This window comes from Nonomuraea sp. AD125B (genome assembly GCF_041402765.1).
Lineage (GTDB): Bacteria > Actinomycetota > Actinomycetes > Streptosporangiales > Streptosporangiaceae > Nonomuraea > Nonomuraea bangladeshensis.
Genome location: NZ_JBGLOU010000001.1, coordinates 590,523 through 607,621, shown reverse-complemented (window position 1 = coordinate 607,621; position 17,099 = coordinate 590,523). Strand labels below are relative to the sequence as shown.

Genomic DNA, 17,099 nt, shown 5'->3' with positions numbered 1-17,099 from the left:
GATGGCGGTGAGCCCGCCTCTCGGCCGGAGGACCATCGCATGCCCGATCTGGACGGATTGTCGTACGAGCCGCTGACCCCCGTCTCCTTCCTCGACCGGGCCGCCGACGCGCACGGCGACCGGATCGCCGTGATCGACGGCGACCGCCGCGTCACCTACCACGAGCTGCGCGATCGCTGCCGCCGGATGGCGGGCGCGCTGGCGTCCCTGACGCGGGGCCGCCCGGTGGCGGTGCTCGCGCCGAACACCTCCGTGCTGCTGGAGGCGAACTTCGGGGTGCCGTGGGCGGGCGTGCCGCTGGTGGCGATCAACACCCGGCTGGCGCCGGGCGAGGTCGGCTACATCCTGGAGCACTCGGGGGCGGGCGTGCTGGTGCACGACCCGGTCTTCGACGGCCTGGTGGACGCGGCCTGCGCCGGACTGGCCGAGCCGCCGCTCCGGATCCGGGCCGGCGCGGAGTACGAGGACCTGCTCGCGAAGGCGTCGCCGCTGGCGCTCACCCCGGCCGACGAGCGGGCGCTGCTGTCGATCAACTACACCTCCGGCACCACCGGCCGCCCGAAGGGCGTCATGTACCACCATCGCGGCGCCTATCTGCAGGCCCTCGCCATGGTGGGGCACGCCGGGCTGTCGCCGGCCACCGTGCACCTGTGGACGCTGCCGATGTTCCACTGCAACGGCTGGTGCTTCCCGTGGGCGGTGACGGCGGCGGCCGGGACGCACGTGTGCCTGCCGAAGCCGGACCCGGCCGAGGTGTGGCGGCTGCTGCGGGCCGAGGGCGTCACCCATCTGGAGGGCGCGCCGACCGTGCTGTCCATGATCGCCCACGCGCCGGACGCGGCTCCGCTGGAGCGCACGGTGCGGGTCTCGACGGGCGGCGCGCCGCCGTCCCCCGCGATCCTGCGCCGCATGTCGGGCCTCGGCTTCGACGTCATCCACCTGTACGGGCTCACCGAGACGTTCGGCCCGGCGATGATCTGCGACTGGCGGCCGGAGTGGGACGGGCTGACCGGCGAGCGCCAGGCGCGGCTGAAGGCCCGCCAGGGCGTGGGCAACATGATCGCCTGCACCGCCCGCGTCGTGGCCGCGGACGGCCGCGACGTGCCCGCCGACGGCACGACGGTCGGGGAGATCGCGCTGCGCGGCAACAACGTCATGCTCGGCTACTACCGCGATCCCGAGGCGACCGCTGCGGCCGCGCCGGACGGCTGGTTCCGCACCGGCGACCTCGGCGTCCGCCATCCCGACGGGTACGTGGAGCTGCGCGACCGCAGCAAGGACGTGATCATCTCGGGCGGCGAGAACATCGCCTCGGTGGAGGTCGAGCAGGCCATCGCCGACCATCCGGCGGTGCTGGAGGTGGCGGTCGTCGCGGTGCCGGACGAGCACTGGGGCGAGGTGCCCGCCGCGTACGTGACGCTGCGCGAGGGCGCGACGGCCACCGCGGACGAGATCAGGGAGCACGTGCGGGCGCGGCTCGCGCGGTTCAAGGTGCCGAAGCGCGTGGAGTTCGGCGACCTGCCGAAGACCTCCACCGGCAAGATCCAGAAGTACGTCCTGCGGGACGAGGCCTGGGCAGGCCGGGAGCGCCGCATCCACTGAGGCCGCTTTCAGACAATCTGCAGAAAAGGTAAGTACCCTCCCCCACCATGAAGTGGCAGCGTAAGATCACCACCGCGCTGGAAAGGCACACGGGCCTGCGCATCGAGCGGGTGTCCAAGACCTCCGGCCCGGCCGCCAAATCGGTCGTGCCCGCCAAGAAGGCCGCCGACGTCTCGTTCCGCCCGCCGGCGGACCCCGAGGCGGACCGGCTGCTGAGGGCGCCCGTGTTCGTCATCTCCCCCGTGCGGTCCGGCTCGACGCTGCTGCGCTCGATGCTGAACTCCCACCCCGACCTGCACGCCCCGCACGAGCTGCACGTCCGGCGGCTCGGCGTCGACTTCGGCACGAGCTTGGCCGAGAAGGCGATGGCCGCGCTCGGCCACAACAAGGCCGACCTGGAGCACCTGCTGTGGGACCGGGTGCTGCACCGGGAGCTGGTCCGCAGCGGCAAGCGGTACGTCGTGGACAAGACGCCCGCCAACGCCTTCGCCTACGAGCGCCTGGCCGCCTGCTGGCCGGACGCGCGCTTCGTGTTCCTGCTGCGCCATCCCGCCTCGATCGCGACCTCCTGGCACGAGGCCAGCCCGGACAAGCGCACGCCCGAGGAGGCGGCGAAGGACGCGCTGCGCTACATGAAGGCGGTGGAGCGTGCCAGGAAGGCGCTGCCCGGCCTCACCGTGCGCTACGAGGAGCTGACCGCCGACCCGGAGCGGACGCTGCGCGGGATCTGCGACTTCCTCGCCATCGCGTGGGAGCCCGCCATGCTCAGCTACGGCACCCCCGAGGTGGTGACCAAGGGTCTCGGCGACTGGAAGGACAAGATCCGCTCCGGGCAGGTGCAGCCCGGCCGCGAGCTGCCAGGGCCCGAGGAGGTGCCCGACGTCCTCAAGGGGATGGCGCGCACGTGGGGGTACCTCCCGTGAGGATCCGCTACATGCTGCTGCACGCGTACGGGATGGGCGGCACCATCCGCACGGTCGTCAACCAGGCCAACGCGATGGCCGAGGCCGGCCACGACGTGGAGATCGTCAGCGTGGTGCGCCGGCGCGGCAAGCCGCAGTTCGCCATCGACCCGCGGGTGCGCCTGTCCGCGCTGGTCGACCAGCGCGACGGGGTGTCGGCCGACTCCCTGGTGCGCAAGGTGTGGCGGCGGGCCCGCGGCAAGATCGTCCCGTACGGCGAGTTCGCCGCCGAGTGGTTCACCGAGCGCGTCGAGGCCGCCGTGATGGACTACGTGTCGTCGCTGAACGACGGCATCCTCGTCACCACCCGCCCGGCGCTCAACCTGATCTCCGCCCGCCGCGCCTCGCGCAAGGTCATCAGGATCGCCCAGGAGCACATGAACCTGGCCGCCTACCACGAGGCCGTACGCGAGCAGATCGCCCGCCACTACGGCCGCTTCGACGCGGTCGCCGTGCTGACCGAGACCAGCCGCGCCGAATACCACGCCATCCTGGACGACACGCCCATCGTGCGCATCCCCAACGCCGTCCACATGGACCACCGCGAGCACTCCGACCAGAGCAACCCGGTGGTGATCGCGGCCGGGCGGCTGGTGCCGCAGAAGGGCTACGACATGCTCATCCCGGCCTTCGCCTCGGTGGCGGAGGAGCACCCGGAGTGGCGCCTGCGCATCTTCGGCACCGGGCCTTCGCAGCAGAAGCTGCAGCAGCGCATCGCCGACACCGGCATGGACGGGCGGATCACGCTGATGGGCCGCAGCGACCGCATCCACGAGGAGCTCGCGCGGTCGTCGATCTACGCGCTCAGCTCGCGCATCGAGGGCCTGCCGATGGCGATGATCGAGGCGATGGGCCACGCCCTGCCCGTGGTCGCCTTCGACTGCCCGACCGGGCCCGCCGACGTGCTGGTCTCCGGCCAGAACGGCGTCCTGGTGCCGCCGCGCGACGTGCAGAAGCTGGGCGAGGAGCTGGGCCGGCTCATGGCCGACCGCGAGCTGCGGGCGCGCCTCGGGGCCGCCGCGGCGGCGACGGCGCACGCCTACACCCCGGAGGTCGTGATGCCGCTGTGGGAGGAGCTGTTCACGCTGCTGAGCACCGGCCGGCCGGTGCCCGCCGACTTCGGCAAGGCACGCTGACCTCGCCGTACGCGTCAAATCCCGGTCCGGTCCGCCGTCGCCGGGGCATGCCGGGAGCGGGCCGGGAAAGGACCTCCTGAGAACCGACAGGGTGCTCAGGAGGTCGTCATGGCCGCGTCACACAGCATGTTCCGCCGCAAACCGGTCGAACAGATCGCGGAGGAGCACGAGGGCGAGCTTTCCCGGTCGCTGGGGCTGTGGCAGCTCACCGCGATCGGCGTCGGCGGCATCATCGGGGCGGGCATCTTCGCCCTCGCGGGCGCGGTGGCCAACCAGACGGCCGGGCCCGCGGTGCTGGTGTCGTTCCTGCTGGCGGGGGTGGCGAGCGGGGCGGCGGCGTTCTCCTACGCCGAGTTCGCGGGCATGATCCCGAAGGCCGGCTCCGCCTACACCTACGGCTACGCGGTGCTCGGCGAGATCGTCGGCTGGTTCATCGGCTGGGACCTGCTGCTGGAGTACACCGCGATCGTGGCGGTGGTCGCCATCGGCATCTCCGGCTACTTCGGCTTCCTGGTGGAGGAGCTGGGCCTGCGGCTGCCGGCCTGGATGCTGGGCGCGCCCGGCACCGGGGACGGCCACGTGGTGGACCTGTTCGCCGTGCTGCTGTGCCTGCTCATCGCCTTCCTGCTGAACCGCGGCATCAAGACGGCCGCCCGGTTCGAGACGTCCGTGGTGGCGATCAAGGTCGCGGTGGTGCTGGTGGTGATCGTGGTCGGGTTCTTCTTCATCGACCCGGCCAACTACTCGCCGTTCTTCCCGTTCGGCGTCAGCGGGGCGATCACCGGCGCGGCCACGGTGTTCTTCGCGGTGTTCGGCTACGACGCGATGAGCACGGCGGCCGAGGAGGCGCGCGACGCCCGGCGGCACATGCCGAAGGCCATCATCTACTCGCTGGTCGTCTCGATGATCCTCTACGTGCTGGCCACGCTGGTGCTCACCGGCATGCAGAACTACCGGGAGATCGACCCGGAGAGCGGCTTCTCCTCGGCGTTCGCCTCCGTCGGGCTGCGGGGGCTGGCGGCGCTGATCGCGGTGGGCGCCATCGTCGGCATCCTGACCGTGATGTTCACGTTCATGCTGGGCGTCACCCGCGTGTGGTTCTCGATGAGCAGGGACGGGCTGCTGCCCGGCTGGTTCGCCCGGCTGCACCCGGTGCGGCGGGTGCCCTCGCGGGTCACCTGGATCGTGGGCGTGGCCTCGGCGCTGATCGCCGGGTTCCTGCCGATCAGGGAGGCGGCCGAGCTGACCAACATCGGCATCCTGCTGGCGTTCGTGGTGGTGTGCGCGGCGGTGATCGTGCTCCGCTACCGGCAGCCGGACCTGCACCGGGAGTTCCGCACGCCGGGGATGCCGGTGGTGCCGGCGATCGGCGTGGTGTTCTCCCTCTGGCTGATCACGTTCCTGGAGCCGCTGACCTGGCTGCGCTTCGCGGTGTGGTTCCTGATCGGGCTCGTGGTCTACCTCTCCTACGGCCGGCGGCACTCGGCGCTCAACCCGGGCTGAAGCGGGTTTTGCCAACCCCATACCAAGACAAAGGCGTACGAAAAGGGTCACGGCATAGCCTGGGTCCTTGGGGGCTTCCATCATGACCATCGCTGCGCCGAACAGCGGGCCGAATCTCGAACCGGACAGGTGGCGGACCGTGTCGCCGGCCGGCTCGCTGCCGGCCGAGCTCAACAGCTTCGTGGGCCGCCGGCGGGAGATCGCCGAGGTCAAGCGGCTGCTGGGCGAGGGCAGGCTGGTGACGCTGGCCGGCGTGGGCGGCGTCGGCAAGTCGCGGCTGGCGCTGCGGGTGGCCTTCGACCTGCGGCGGGCCTACCACGACGGGGTGTGGCTGGTGGAGCTGGCCGCGCTGGAGAGCGCCGAGCTGCTGGTCGCGACCGTCATGGCGGCGCTGGGCATCCAGGACAGGGCGCCGCGGCCCTCCATCGAGGTGCTGGCCGGCCACCTGCGCGACCGGCGGACCCTGGTGGTGCTGGACAACTGCGAGCATCTGCTGGACGCGTGCGCGGCCCTGGCCGACCGGCTCGTACGCGCCGCGCCCGGCCTGCGGATCCTCACCACCAGCAGGCAGGCGCTCGGCGTCACGGGCGAGCAGGTGCTGCAGGTGCCGACGCTGGCCGTCCCCGAGGCCGCCGAGACCGCCGGGGACGCCGAGGCCGGTGCGCGGGCGGACGGCCAGACCGACGCGGTGCGGCTGTTCGCCGAGCGGGCGCGGGCCGTGCTGCCCGGCTTCGAGATCACCGACGCCAACCGCGAGGCCGTCGCCCGCGTCTGCCGCCGGCTCGACGGCATCCCGCTCGCCATCGAGCTCGCGGCCGTACGGCTGCGCGCGCTGTCGGTCGAGCAGCTCCTGGAACGGCTGGACGACCGCTTCCGGCTGCTCACCACCGGCGCCAGGACCGCCATGCCGCGCCAGCAGACCCTCCGCTCGCTCATCGACTGGAGCCACGCCCTCTGCACCGAGCAGGAACGGCTGCTGTGGAGCCGGCTGTCGGTGTTCTCCGGCGGGCTCGACCTGGAGGCGGCCGAGCAGGTGTGCTCCGGCGGCGGCATCCCGCCCGAGGACGTGATGGACCTGGTCGGCGGGCTGGTGGACAAGTCGGTGCTGGCCCGCGAGGAGCACCGGCAGAGCGTGAGATACCGGCTGCTGGAGACCATCAGGCAGTACGGGCGCGAGCGGCTGCGCGAGTCGGGCGAGGAGGCGGAGCTGCGTGCCCGGCACCGCGCCTACTTCCGTGACCTGGCCCTGCGCGCCCGGCGCGGCTGGTACGGGCCGGACCAGGTCTCCTGGTTCGCCCGCCTGCGCGCCGACCACGGCAACCTGCGCACCGCCCTCGACTCCGCCCTGCCGTCCGGCTCGCCCGGCTCCTCCCCCTACGCACCGGGGCCGGACGGCCTCCGCGACGGGCTGGTGCTCGCCACGGCGCTCTGCTTCTACTGGATCGCGGCCGGGGCGTTGCGCGAAGGCCGGGTGTGGCTGGCGCGGCTGCTGGCCGCCGCGCCCGAGCCGACGCCGGAGCGGGCCGAGGCGCTGTGCGTCCAGGCCCGCCTCGCGGTGCTGCAGAGCGACTTCGAGGAGGCGGACACGCTCCTGCGGGAGTGCCGGGAGCTGGGCGACGCCCTGCCCGACCCGCCGCCGGCCGCGCCCGTCGCGTACGTCGCCGGCCTGGCCGCGCTGATGCGCCACGACCTCAGAGAAGCGGTGACGCTGCTCGGCGAGGCCGCCGACGGCCACCGGTCGGCCGGCGAGGAGAGCGGCGTGGTCAACGCGCTGATGTACCTGGCGACGGCGCACGGCCTGCTCGGCGACGACGAGCAGGCGATCGACCGGTTCAAGGAGTGCCTGGCGCGGTGCGAGGCGCGCCACGAGCACTGGTTCCGCTCCTACACGCTGTGGATGTTCGGCATCGAGACCTGGCGGCAGGGCGACCCGGCCCGCGCGATCGAGATGGAGCGCGAGGCCATCCGGCTCAAGCAGCCGTTCGACGACCGGCTCGGCGTCGCGCTCTGCGTCGAGGCGCTGGCCTGGATGACCGCGGACGCCTCGGCCGAGCGGGCCGCGACGCTGCTCGGCGCCTCGCAGGAGAGCTGGCGGGCGTTCGGCGGGCCGCTGTTCGGCTACCTGGAGGGCTACCACGAGGCCGCCGAGGCGGTGGCGCGCGAGCACCTCGGCGCCCGCGGGTTCGCCGCCGCCTTCCGCAAGGGCGTGGAGCTGCCTCCCGGCGACGTGCCCGGGTACGCGGCGGGCAGCGAGAAGACGGGCGGCGAGAAACGGCAGCCCCGCGCCGCGCGGACCGGCGAAACCTCGCCGCTCACCCGCCGCGAGCGGGAGATCGCGGCGCTGGTCGCCCGCGGCATGAGCAACAAGGAGATCGCGGCCACCCTGGTGATCGCGCAGCGCACCGCCGAGGCGCACGTCGAGCACATCCTGTGCAAGCTCGGCTTCACCTCCCGGGCCCAGATCGCGGCCTGGGTCGCCGGGCAGGGCGATCAGGCCGGGGGCTGAGGCGTGCGCAGCCGTACCGGACCGAACAGGCCACTGGCGCGCTGGCCGGCGAAGACGAAGTGCGTCGGGCTCACCTCGTCCAGGTACGGCCCCAGCGTGCCGAGCACCAGGATCTCCACCACGTTCGCGCCCTCAGCGAGCTCGACGGGGAACCGGTACGGCGAGCAGACCCGCACCCCGCAGGGCTCCCCGTTGACCACGACCTCGGCCGTGCCCCGTACCCGGCCGAGGTCGAGCAGGCCGGGACCGGCGGCCGGGACGGTGACGGTGGTCCGGTAACGCACGCCGCCGCTGTAGCCGGGCAGGCCCCGCTCCTCCCAGTCGCCGAGCCGCATCCGGCCGGGGCCGCAGGCGAAGCGGACCGGCCCGCCGAAGGCCGCCCCCGCCCGCGCCCCCGGCTCGGTCACCACCCGCACCTCGATGGGCCCGCTCCCGAGCCCGCCACCCAGCTCGACGACCCGGCCTTCGGGGCCGGGGCCCGGCTCGATGGCGTGGCTGGTCGAGCCGAGCGCGGCGCGGACCTCGACGCGGCCGGTCGTGGGCAAATCGACGGCGGTCGCGCCCGGCGGGACGTCGAGCAGGAAGCGTTCCTCCCCCGGCCGGTCGCCCGGCACCGCGAACCGGGCGGGCGGCGCGGACGGCCGCCCGTCCAGCCAGCCCGCCTCCGGCAGCGGATGCGGACGGGGCCGCAGCCAGAGCGCGGCGGGGTCGCCGTGCTGACGGCGGCGGACCCGGGGCTCCGGCGACCAGTGCGGCCCCGAGACGGCCAGGCCGTCGGCCAGGATCCAGCCGTCCGACTCCACGGCGATCGTGTTGCGGCCGGGCCGCAGCAGGGGGGCGAGGTCGTAGCGGCGCACGCGCGGGATGTCGGCCTCCGCGTACGGGTCGAACCCGCCCTGCCGGCCCGCCTCCACCTCGTTGACCAGCACCCGGCAGAACGTGGTGGACGCCACCTGCAGCACCTGGTCACCGTCGCCGGCCTCCACGACGGTCTCCAGGCGGGACCCGGCGATCCACTCGGGCCGGGCCGCGTCGGCCGGGTCGTCGGCCAGGCAGGCGTAGGCCCGCAGGTCCAGCTCCTCGTCAGGGACGAGCAGCAGCTCCAGCAGGTGCTCGCCGGGCGGCACGGGGTCACGGGTGACGGCGGCGTACCCGGCGTCGTCCAGGGGGCGCGGCTCGCCGTCGAGCCAGAGCGTCTTGGCCGCGCCCGCGCCGAGCGCCAGCCACCGCGGCGGGCCCGGCGGCACGGTGAGCACGCTGCGGAAGCTGGCCTCCGCCCCGGCGGCGACCCGGCCGAAGGCCAGGAACTCCACCGGCACGTGCCCCTTGGGGCCGAGGGTGTCGCGGTGCACGGGGTCCTTGCGCAGGCCGCGCGAGGCCGACCAGACCGAGGGCGTCCACGGGCCGTCGCCGACCCGCTGCTCGCCGCGCGGGCCGAAGGTGACGTGCACGGGCTCGCCGCCGGGCGTGCGCAGCGTCCAGAGCTCGACGCCGGCGCCGCCGCCGAAGTCCGCCCAGGTGTCGTCGAGGGTGGGGACCAGCTCGACGTCCCATTCGTCCCCGAGGTTCGTCTCCACGGGGTACGCCGGCTCCGGCGAAGCCGGGCCGTCGGCGAGGTCGTCGGCCGGGTCCGCGGCGAGGTCGTCGGCGAGATCGTTGGCCGGGTCCGCGGCGAGGTCGTCGGCGAGATCGTTGGCCGGGTCGTTGGCCGGGTCGTTGGCCGGGTCGTTGGCCGGGTCGTTGGCCGGGTCGTTGGCCGGGTCGTTGGCCGGGTCGTTGGCCGGGTCGTTGGCCGGGTCGTTGGCCGGGGCGGCGGCGGAGCCGTCGAAGACCAGCAGTGCGGCGGGCCCGTCGTCGAACGGCACGACCACCTCGACGGCGTCGCCGCGCCTGACGTGCCGCAGCGGGACCGGGTCGCCGCCCGCGAAGGGCCGCAGCAGCCGGGGCGCGCCCGCCACGTCCCGCACGGTGACGTGCATCTCGCGGGCGTACCGGGCGGGGTCGAAGTCGATGTCGGCGTCCAGCCAGCCCAGGTCCACACCCCGCTCCTCCGGCCGGCCGACGCCGATCCTGCTGGCCATCGGATGCGTGGCGGTCAGGAACACCAGCGTGGCGTCGCCGGTCTCGCGCACCAGCGCGGGCACCGGGGCCTCCACCCGGCGCGGCATCGCGGCCAGCGCCTCCCCCACGTCCTCGGGGGTCGCGGCGAGCCTGGCCCGGCCGCGCAGCTCCGGCGGCACGGCGCCGACGGCCACGAGCAGCCCGCCCGCGTCGGTGAACGCGGCCAGCCGCGCGGCCACGTCCCCGTCCAGCGCGGTGACGGCGGGCAGCACGATCGCCCGGTACGCCTCCGTGGACACCGCGAGCCGCCCGTCCGCGACCTCCGCGCGCCGTACCGAGTCCTCGTCGATCACGTCGGCGTCGAGGCCCAGCAGGTCGAGCACCCCGGGCTTCGTGGCGAACCACGCCATGTCGCCCACCAGCGCCCGGTAGACCTCGTCGGCTCGCGCCGCCTCCGGCCCGGCGGGCGCGCCGCCCGCCAGGGCCGTGCCGGACTGGACGGTCGTGGTCGGCAGCAGCACGGCGACGTCGCAGGCGTGGCGGCCCAGCGACAGGGCGGCGCACAGGCGGGTCACCGCGTCGGCGAACACCCGGTGGTGCCGCCAGTACGGCTGCCGCCAGTCGGTGGACGGCGGCGCCCACTCCCACCAGCCGCGCCGGGTCGTGTAGTAGACCGCGTGCGGGTTGTAGAGCGTCGCCCCTGCCCGCAGCCACGGCAGCAGCCAGTCGAAGGTCTCCTCCAGGGTGCCGCCCCAGCCGCTGGAGTGGAACGCCTCGATCCAGACGCGGGAGCGGCCGTACAGGTGGGCCAGCGAGGCGTGCAGGCGGGCGTCGCCGTGGTGGTCGGAGCCGGGCGCGGAGAACCAGCGGTGGGTGCGGGCGTAGTCGGCGTACAGCTCGACGCCCGCCACCGGATGCCCGGCGCGGGCCGGGTCCTGCTGGTCGCAGCCGTTCAGCAGGCCGTGCCGCTCGTGCCAGGCGGCGAGCGGACGGAAGAACGCCTCCTCGGCCAGCTCGGCGCGGGTCCGCTGGTAGGCGGCCCAGTCGGGGTCGGCGAGCGAGAACTCCTTCCCGCGCCGCGCCAGGTGCTCCTCGGCGAAGCGGGGCGACCAGGTGGGCAGCGTGGGCAGCTCGTCCTGGAACGACCCGGCGACGACCCGCCCGAACCAGTGCCCGATCCGCCGCTCGAACTCGCCGTGCACCCGGTCGAGCAGCACCGCGCACGCCTCGGCCGACAGGTAGTCGAAGCCGCGCGTGGTGACCTCACCGCCGGGGCCGAGCCACTGCCCGGCGAACTCCGGCCGCTCCTGCACCAGGCGGGCCTGGAGGTCGGCGCCGGAGAAGCCGAGCTGGTCGTAGAACCACAGGCGGGCGCCGAGCTCGAAGGCGTCGGCGCACACCCCGTCCAGCAGCTCCCACCACGCCTCGGACAGGAACGGCGGGTCGTCGGCGTCGGCGCCGAACAGCGGCCCCGACGGGGCGAGGTTGAGTATGACGAGGTTGTGCACTCCCCCGGCGACCAGCCGCTCCATCTGCCAGCGCAGCCGGTCGCGGCGCAGGGGCTCGCCGCTCCACCACCAGATGGCGGCCGGCGAGTACGCGCGCGGCGGGTCCCGGAAGATCCGGGCGGCCTCGCTCATCCCTTCAACCCGCTGGAGAAGCCCTTGATGACGTAGCGCTGCAGGGCGAGGAAGACCGCCACGATGGGCAGCGCGCCGAGCACGAGGCCGGCGAAGACCAGGCCGTGCTGGGAGACGTACTGGCCGACGTAGGCGAAGACGCTGACCGGGACCGTCTCGAAACCGGAGCCGCCGAGGTAGACCAGCGGGGTGAAGAAGTCGTTCCAGATGAAGACCGCGTTCAGGATGAGCACGGTGCCGGTGATGGGCCGCAGCAGCGGGAAGACGACGCGGGTGAACGCCGTCAGGTGGCCGGCGCCGTCGATCTGGGCGGCGCTGGCGTACTCGCGGGGCAGCGCCCGGATGAAGCCGGTGTAGAGGAACACGGTGAACGGCAGCTGGATCCCGGTGTAGAAGAGGATCATCCCGGCGTGCGTGCCGATGAGCCCGAGGTCGGTGACCAGCCGGTAGAGCGGGATCATGCCGAGCTGGAACGGCAGCACGATGCCGAGCAGGAACAGGATGTAGAGCCCGTAGCCGAGCCGGGTCTGCACCCGGGCCAGGAAGTAGGCGGCGAACGAGCCGAGCGCGATGAGCGCGACCAGGCTGACCACGGTGATGACGGTGCTGTTGACCAGCGAAGGGCCGAGCGCGGCGGCCGACCAGGCGGTGGCGAAGTTGTCCAGCGTGGGCGGGTCGGGCAGGGCCAGCGGCGCCTGCGAGATCTGCGCCGGGTCCTTCAGCGCCAGCGACACCAGCGTGTAGACGGGGAACAGGAACGCCACCGCTACCGCGATCATGACGATCTCCAGCAGGAACGTCCGCCGCATCACACGCTCACCTCCCGGCCGCGCAGGTAGGAGACCTGGATGAGCGAGACCGCGGCCACGAACAGCGCCAGCACCAGCGCGACCGCGGTGCTGTAGCCGAACTTGCCGAAGACGAACGCCTGCTTGTACAGCACGGTGGACAGGGTCTCGGTGGCGTAGCCGGGGCCGCCGTTGGTGGCGGCGAAGACCTGGTCGAACAGCTTGAGCCCGCCGATCGTGGACAGCATGAGGTTGATCGTGACGGCCGGCGCGAGCAGCGGCCAGGTGACGTACCTGAACCGCTGGAACGTGCCCGCCCCGTCGATCATCGCGGCCTCGTGCAGCTCCTTGGGCACGCCCTCCAGCCCGGCCAGGAAGATGACCATGGAGTAGCCGGCGTACTGCCACACGACCATGCCGGCGATCGACCACAGCGCCACCGACGGGTCGCCGAGCCAGTCCACGTGCAGGCCGAGCAGGCCGTTGAGCCCGGCGTCGGGGTCGGGGTTGTAGATGTACTTCCACAGGAAGGCCACCATGACCGGGCTGACGACGACCGGCGCGAAGAAGACCACGCGCAGCAGGGCGCGGCTCCTCAGCTTCGCGTGCACGCCGAGCGCCAGCAGCAGCCCGACGCCGTTCTGCACGGCGACGACGGCCAGGGTCAGCAGCAGCGTGTTGCCGATCGAGCCCATGGCCTGCTCGTCGCCGAGCAGGGTGCGGAAGTTGGCCAGGCCGACGAACGACCAGTCCTCGCCGATGCCGCTCCAGTCGGTGAAGGCGTACACGACGCCGCTGATCGCCGGGTAGAGCACGACCAGCGCGTACACCGCGAGGGCGGGGGCGGCGAACAGCCAGGGCGGGGTGGTGGCGCTGCGGCGCGGGCGGGCGGCGCTGGCCGGCCGCGCGCGCCGGACGGTCAAAGGGGTCACTTGCGGTAAGCCTCGTCCATCTTCTTCAGTGCTTCGTCGATCGTGGAGTCGCCGGCCAGCAGCTTCTGCACGACCGCGAAGTGCACCGGCTGGACCTCGGCGTTGGGCCAGCGCTGGTCCATGAACGGCACGGCGCGGTCCTTGGTGAACGGCAGGAACGACTCCACCGCCGGGTCGATGGTCGAGGAGGCGTCCTGGGTGAGCGGGATGGCGGCGATCTCCTTGGCCCAGGCGTTGATGTTCTCCTGCTTGCCGAGGAAGTCGACGAACGCCTTGGCCGCCTCGGCGTTCCTGCCCTTGGCGCTGGCGCCGAGGCCGACGACGACGCCGGCCGGGATCCACACCGAGGCGGCGTCGTCGGCGCCCGGCAGCGGGAACATCGACAGGTCGTCGGGCGAGGAGGCGGCCTTGCGGAAGTCGGGCAGCACGGCCGAGACCTGCACGGCCATGGCGGCCTTGCCGGTGGCGACCATCGAGGTCTGCTGCTCGAAGGTGGTGCCGTTGGGCTTGTCGTTGAAGAAGCCGCGCTTCTGCAGCTCCAGGTACATCTCGAAGGCCTGCTGCCAGCCGGAGCCGGCGAAGGTGGCCTGCCCGGCCTGCTGCTTGTCGTCGAACGTGGGGTCCTTGGCGTAGACGGTGGAGGGCACCAGCGCGTACGTGATGAGCTGGGTGACCCACGGCGTCTGCGCGCCGAGCGCGATCGGCACGACCCCGGCCTTCTTGAGCTTGTCGCAGACGGCCAGGAACTCGGTCCACGTGGCAGGCGGCGCGTCGATGCCGGCCTGCTGGAAGACCTTCTTGTTGTAGACGGCGCCGATGACCGACGAGCCGGCCGAGTACAGGTAGGTCTTGCCGTCGAGCTGGAAGGCGGGCTTGAAGCCCGCGGGGATGGTCTGCGTCCACGCCTGCGCCGACAGGTCGGCGAGCAGGCCGGCCTGGGCGATCTGGGTCATCGACATGGCGCTGCCGCTGCCGGGATAGACCACGTGCAGGTCGGGGGCGTTGCCCGCACCGAGCTGGGTGCGCAGCGAGGTCTGCACCTGGTCGGTGGGCGCGTACGAGGGCGTGACGCGCACGCCGGGCGTGGCCTGGGCGTAGGCGGCGGCCAGTTTGTCCATCGGCGCCTTCTGGTCGGAGACGCCGACGAACTTGAGGTCGGTGGTGGTGCCGCCGCCGCCCGTCGTCGCGGTCGTCTCCGGCCGGGTGGAGCAGGCGGTGGCCGCGCTGGCCAGCGCCAGGCCACCCATCAGGCGGAAGAACTGCCCGCGGCTCACCCGGGCGTCGTGCAGAAGGCCGGTCATGCTCGCCTACCTCCATGAATTGATTGTTAATTTCACAGCCAATTCTGTTACAAGTGATGGATGCAGGGAGGTTACGAGTCGCCCCAGCGGGGTGTCAAGAGTAGGATGCGCAGCCGTCTCACCAGTGTGGAGAGGGCGGAGAGGGCTTCGGTGGATTCGCGTCAGCACACCCCCAGCAGGTCCGCCCGGTGGCGCGGCATGGCCGAGCACATCGTGCGCCAGGGCTCGGCCTCGGTCGCCGAGCTCGCCGAGAGCTTCGGCGTGAGCGTGATGACCGTCCACCGCGACCTCGACGAGCTCGAACGCCAGGGCATGGTCCGCAAGGTCCGTGGCGGGGCGACGGCCCAGGCCAGCAACGTGTGGGAGAGCAACATCGCCTACCGGCTGCAGGCCCACACCGCCGAGAAGGACGCCATCGCGCGGGTGGTGGCGGCCCAGATCGAGCCGGGCAGCTCGATCATGCTCGACGACTCCACCACGGCCCTGGCCGTGGCCCGCCATCTCGGGGAGCTCGCGCCGCTCACGGTGGTGACGAACTTCCTGGAGGCGATCCGGCTGCTGGCCGGCGTCCCCGACATCCGGCTCATCGCGCTGGGCGGCGAATATCACGCGAGCCATGATTCGTTTCTCGGCCTCGGCTGCGTGGACGCGGCCGAGGCCGTGAGCACCGACGTGGTGGTGGTGTCCACCTCGGCCGTCTCCGACCAGTACGCCTTCCATCAGGAGCAGGAGATCGTCCTGGTCAAGCGGGCGATGCTGCGCTCGGGCACCCGGCGCATCCTGGCCGTGGACGGCTCGAAGCTGGCCAGGGTGGCGCTGCACCGCGTGGCGCCGCTCGACGACTTCGACGTCATCGTGGTCGACTCCGGCGCGCCCGCCGACCTGCTGCAGCGCCTGCACGACCGGCACCGCAACGTCCTGGTCGCGCACGTGTGACCCTGCCGGTGACTCTGCCGGCCCCCGGCGGGCGGCGAATGTAACGTCGAGGACGTTATTTGTAACTCCACTCTTGTTACGAGCACATCCTGCTTGCTACAAAGTGAGGGCTTTCGCCCCCCAGCGTAGGAAGCAGGAGCATGGATCATCCCTCCCGTAGATCCTTCCTCGGCCTCGGCGGCGCCGCCTTCGCCCTGGCCTTCACCTCCGACCTGGCCGACCCGTGGACCGCGCGGGCCGACTCGCGCGCCCTGGCTCGCGGCGACTACCCCTTCCGGCTCGGCGTCGCCTCCGGCGACCCGCTTCCCGACCGGGTCGTGCTCTGGACCCGGCTCGCGCCCGAGCCGTTGCATCCGCTCGGCGGCCTGCCGTACCAGAAGATCAAGGTGGAGTGGGAGATCGCCGAGGACGAGGCGTTCACCCGGCGCGTACGCCACGGCTCGGTCTGGGCCAGGCCCGAGTACGGCCACTCGGTGCACGTGGACGCCACCGGCCTGCGGCCCGGCCGCGACTACCACTACCGCTTCCGCGCCGGCGGCGAGCTGAGCCCCGCCGGCCGCACCAGGACCGCGCCCGCCCGCGACGCCAGCCCGGAGGCGCTGCGCCTGGCCTTCGCCTCGTGCGCGTCCTGGCAGGACGGCTACTACAGCGCCTACCGCCACCTCGCCGACGAGCGCCCCGACGTGGTCTTCCACCTGGGCGACTACATCTACGAGTTCGGCATCGTGCCGACCGGCGGCAACCGCAACACGCCCGTCCCCGAGCAGTTCCGGGTGCAGTGCGACACCCTCGACCGCTACCGCGTCCAGTACGGCCTCTACAAGAGCGACCCCGACCTGCAGGCCGCCCACCACGCCGCGCCGTGGATCGTCACCTGGGACGACCACGAGGTGCTCGACAACTGGGCCGGCCGGTACGGCCCCGGCGGCGAGGTCAGCGAGCAGGACTACCTCGTCATCCGCGCCAACGCCTTCCGCGCCTTCTGGGAGAACATGCCGGTCCGCCTGCCCTCGGTCGAGGGCCCGGACGCGCGCGTCTACCGGCGCTTCACCTTCGGCGACCTCGCCGAGTTCAACGTGCTCGACACCCGCCAGTACCGCGACGACCAGGTCTGCGGCGACGGCCAGCAGGTGGACTGCGCCGACCGGCTCGACCCGGCCCGCCAGATGATCGGCGCCGAGCAGGAGAAGTGGCTGCTGGACGGCCTCGGCGCGTCCCGCGCCCGGTGGAACGTGCTCGCCCAGCAGGTCGCCATGATGCAGCTCGACTTCGACGCCGGACCGGCGCAGAAGCTCAGCATGGACCTCTGGGACGGCTACAAGGCCGCCAAGGACCGCCTGCTGACCGGCCTGGTCGAGCGCCGGGTCAGCAACCCGGTCGTGCTGACCGGCGACATCCACTACAACCTCGCGGGCGACTTGCGGACGAACTTCGACGACCCCGCCTCGCCTGCCGTCGGCGTCGAGCTGGTGTGCACGTCCGTCAGCAGCGGCGGCAACGGCAACGCGAACACCGGCGTGCCGCCCGGCGGCAGCGATCCCGTCAACCCGCATGTGCGCTTCTCCAGCTACCAGCGAGGCTACGTCTCCTGCGAGGTCACGCGGAGCCAGTGGCGGGCCGACTTCCGGGTCGTCCCGTACGTGGACCGGCCCGGCGCGCCGGTCTCCACCAGGGCCAGCCTGGTCACCCTCGACGGCGCCCCCGGCCTGCACGCGCTCTAGGAGGAAGGTTT

Annotated in this window: 11 protein-coding genes; 7 read left to right on the top strand and 4 right to left on the bottom strand. The window is 72.8% G+C overall.

The genetic code is table 11. The features are described from left to right. Positions 1-39: 39 nt before the first annotated feature. The 5 genes from ACBR40_RS02740 (at position 40) to ACBR40_RS02720 (ending at position 7,709) form a co-directional block, all read left to right on the top strand. Complete coding sequence (locus ACBR40_RS02740; RefSeq protein ID WP_371247239.1) at positions 40-1,602, top strand: acyl--CoA ligase family protein; 1,563 nt, start codon at positions 40-42, stop codon at positions 1,600-1,602. A 47-nt stretch (positions 1,603-1,649) separates the two neighbouring features. Continuing rightward, complete coding sequence (locus ACBR40_RS02735) at positions 1,650-2,525, top strand: sulfotransferase (RefSeq protein ID WP_344219159.1); 876 nt, start codon at positions 1,650-1,652, stop codon at positions 2,523-2,525. After that, positions 2,522-3,700 carry a glycosyltransferase family 4 protein gene (locus ACBR40_RS02730; protein WP_344219161.1) on the top strand — a complete coding sequence of 393 codons (1,179 nt, stop codon included), beginning with the start codon at positions 2,522-2,524 and terminating at the stop codon, positions 3,698-3,700. Before ACBR40_RS02735 ends, ACBR40_RS02730 begins: the two co-directional genes overlap by 4 nt. Positions 3,701-3,808: 108 nt before the next feature. Beyond that, positions 3,809-5,203 carry an amino acid permease gene (locus ACBR40_RS02725; RefSeq protein WP_371247238.1) on the top strand — a complete coding sequence of 465 codons (1,395 nt, stop codon included), beginning with the start codon at positions 3,809-3,811 and terminating at the stop codon, positions 5,201-5,203. Positions 5,204-5,285: 82 nt separating this feature from the next. Then, positions 5,286-7,709 carry a LuxR C-terminal-related transcriptional regulator gene (locus ACBR40_RS02720; RefSeq protein ID WP_371247237.1) on the top strand — a complete coding sequence of 808 codons (2,424 nt, stop codon included), beginning with the start codon at positions 5,286-5,288 and terminating at the stop codon, positions 7,707-7,709. Here ACBR40_RS02720 and ACBR40_RS02715 read toward each other — a convergent pair. From ACBR40_RS02715 to ACBR40_RS02700, 4 genes are read right to left on the bottom strand one after another with little or no spacing between them, the layout of a single operon-like run. Further along, entirely contained in the window at positions 7,694-11,410 is a 3,717-nt protein-coding gene (locus ACBR40_RS02715) for a hypothetical protein (protein ID WP_371247236.1), read from the bottom strand. The two genes, ACBR40_RS02720 and ACBR40_RS02715, sit on opposite strands and share 16 nt — an antisense overlap. Further along, a complete protein-coding gene (locus ACBR40_RS02710) occupies positions 11,407-12,219 on the bottom strand; it encodes a carbohydrate ABC transporter permease (protein WP_091086146.1) in 813 nt (270 codons plus the stop codon). Before ACBR40_RS02710 ends, ACBR40_RS02715 begins: the two co-directional genes overlap by 4 nt. After that, positions 12,219-13,130, bottom strand: coding sequence for a sugar ABC transporter permease (locus ACBR40_RS02705; protein ID WP_344219170.1), 912 nt, complete (start codon positions 13,128-13,130; stop codon positions 12,219-12,221). The genes ACBR40_RS02710 and ACBR40_RS02705 overlap by 1 nt, the downstream gene beginning before the upstream one ends. Continuing rightward, complete coding sequence (locus ACBR40_RS02700) at positions 13,127-14,431, bottom strand: extracellular solute-binding protein (RefSeq protein ID WP_371247235.1); 1,305 nt, start codon at positions 14,429-14,431, stop codon at positions 13,127-13,129. The genes ACBR40_RS02705 and ACBR40_RS02700 overlap by 4 nt, the downstream gene beginning before the upstream one ends. Positions 14,432-14,581: 150 nt before the next feature. Between ACBR40_RS02700 and ACBR40_RS02695 the strand changes: the two genes are divergently transcribed. Next, entirely contained in the window at positions 14,582-15,367 is a 786-nt protein-coding gene (locus ACBR40_RS02695; protein ID WP_344219174.1) for a DeoR/GlpR family DNA-binding transcription regulator, read from the top strand. Between the two features lie 140 nt (positions 15,368-15,507). Beyond that, the gene (locus ACBR40_RS02690; RefSeq protein WP_371247234.1) at positions 15,508-17,088 is read left to right on the top strand and encodes an alkaline phosphatase; all 1,581 of its coding nucleotides are present in this window, start codon (positions 15,508-15,510) and stop codon (positions 17,086-17,088) included. Positions 17,089-17,099 lie beyond the last annotated feature (11 nt).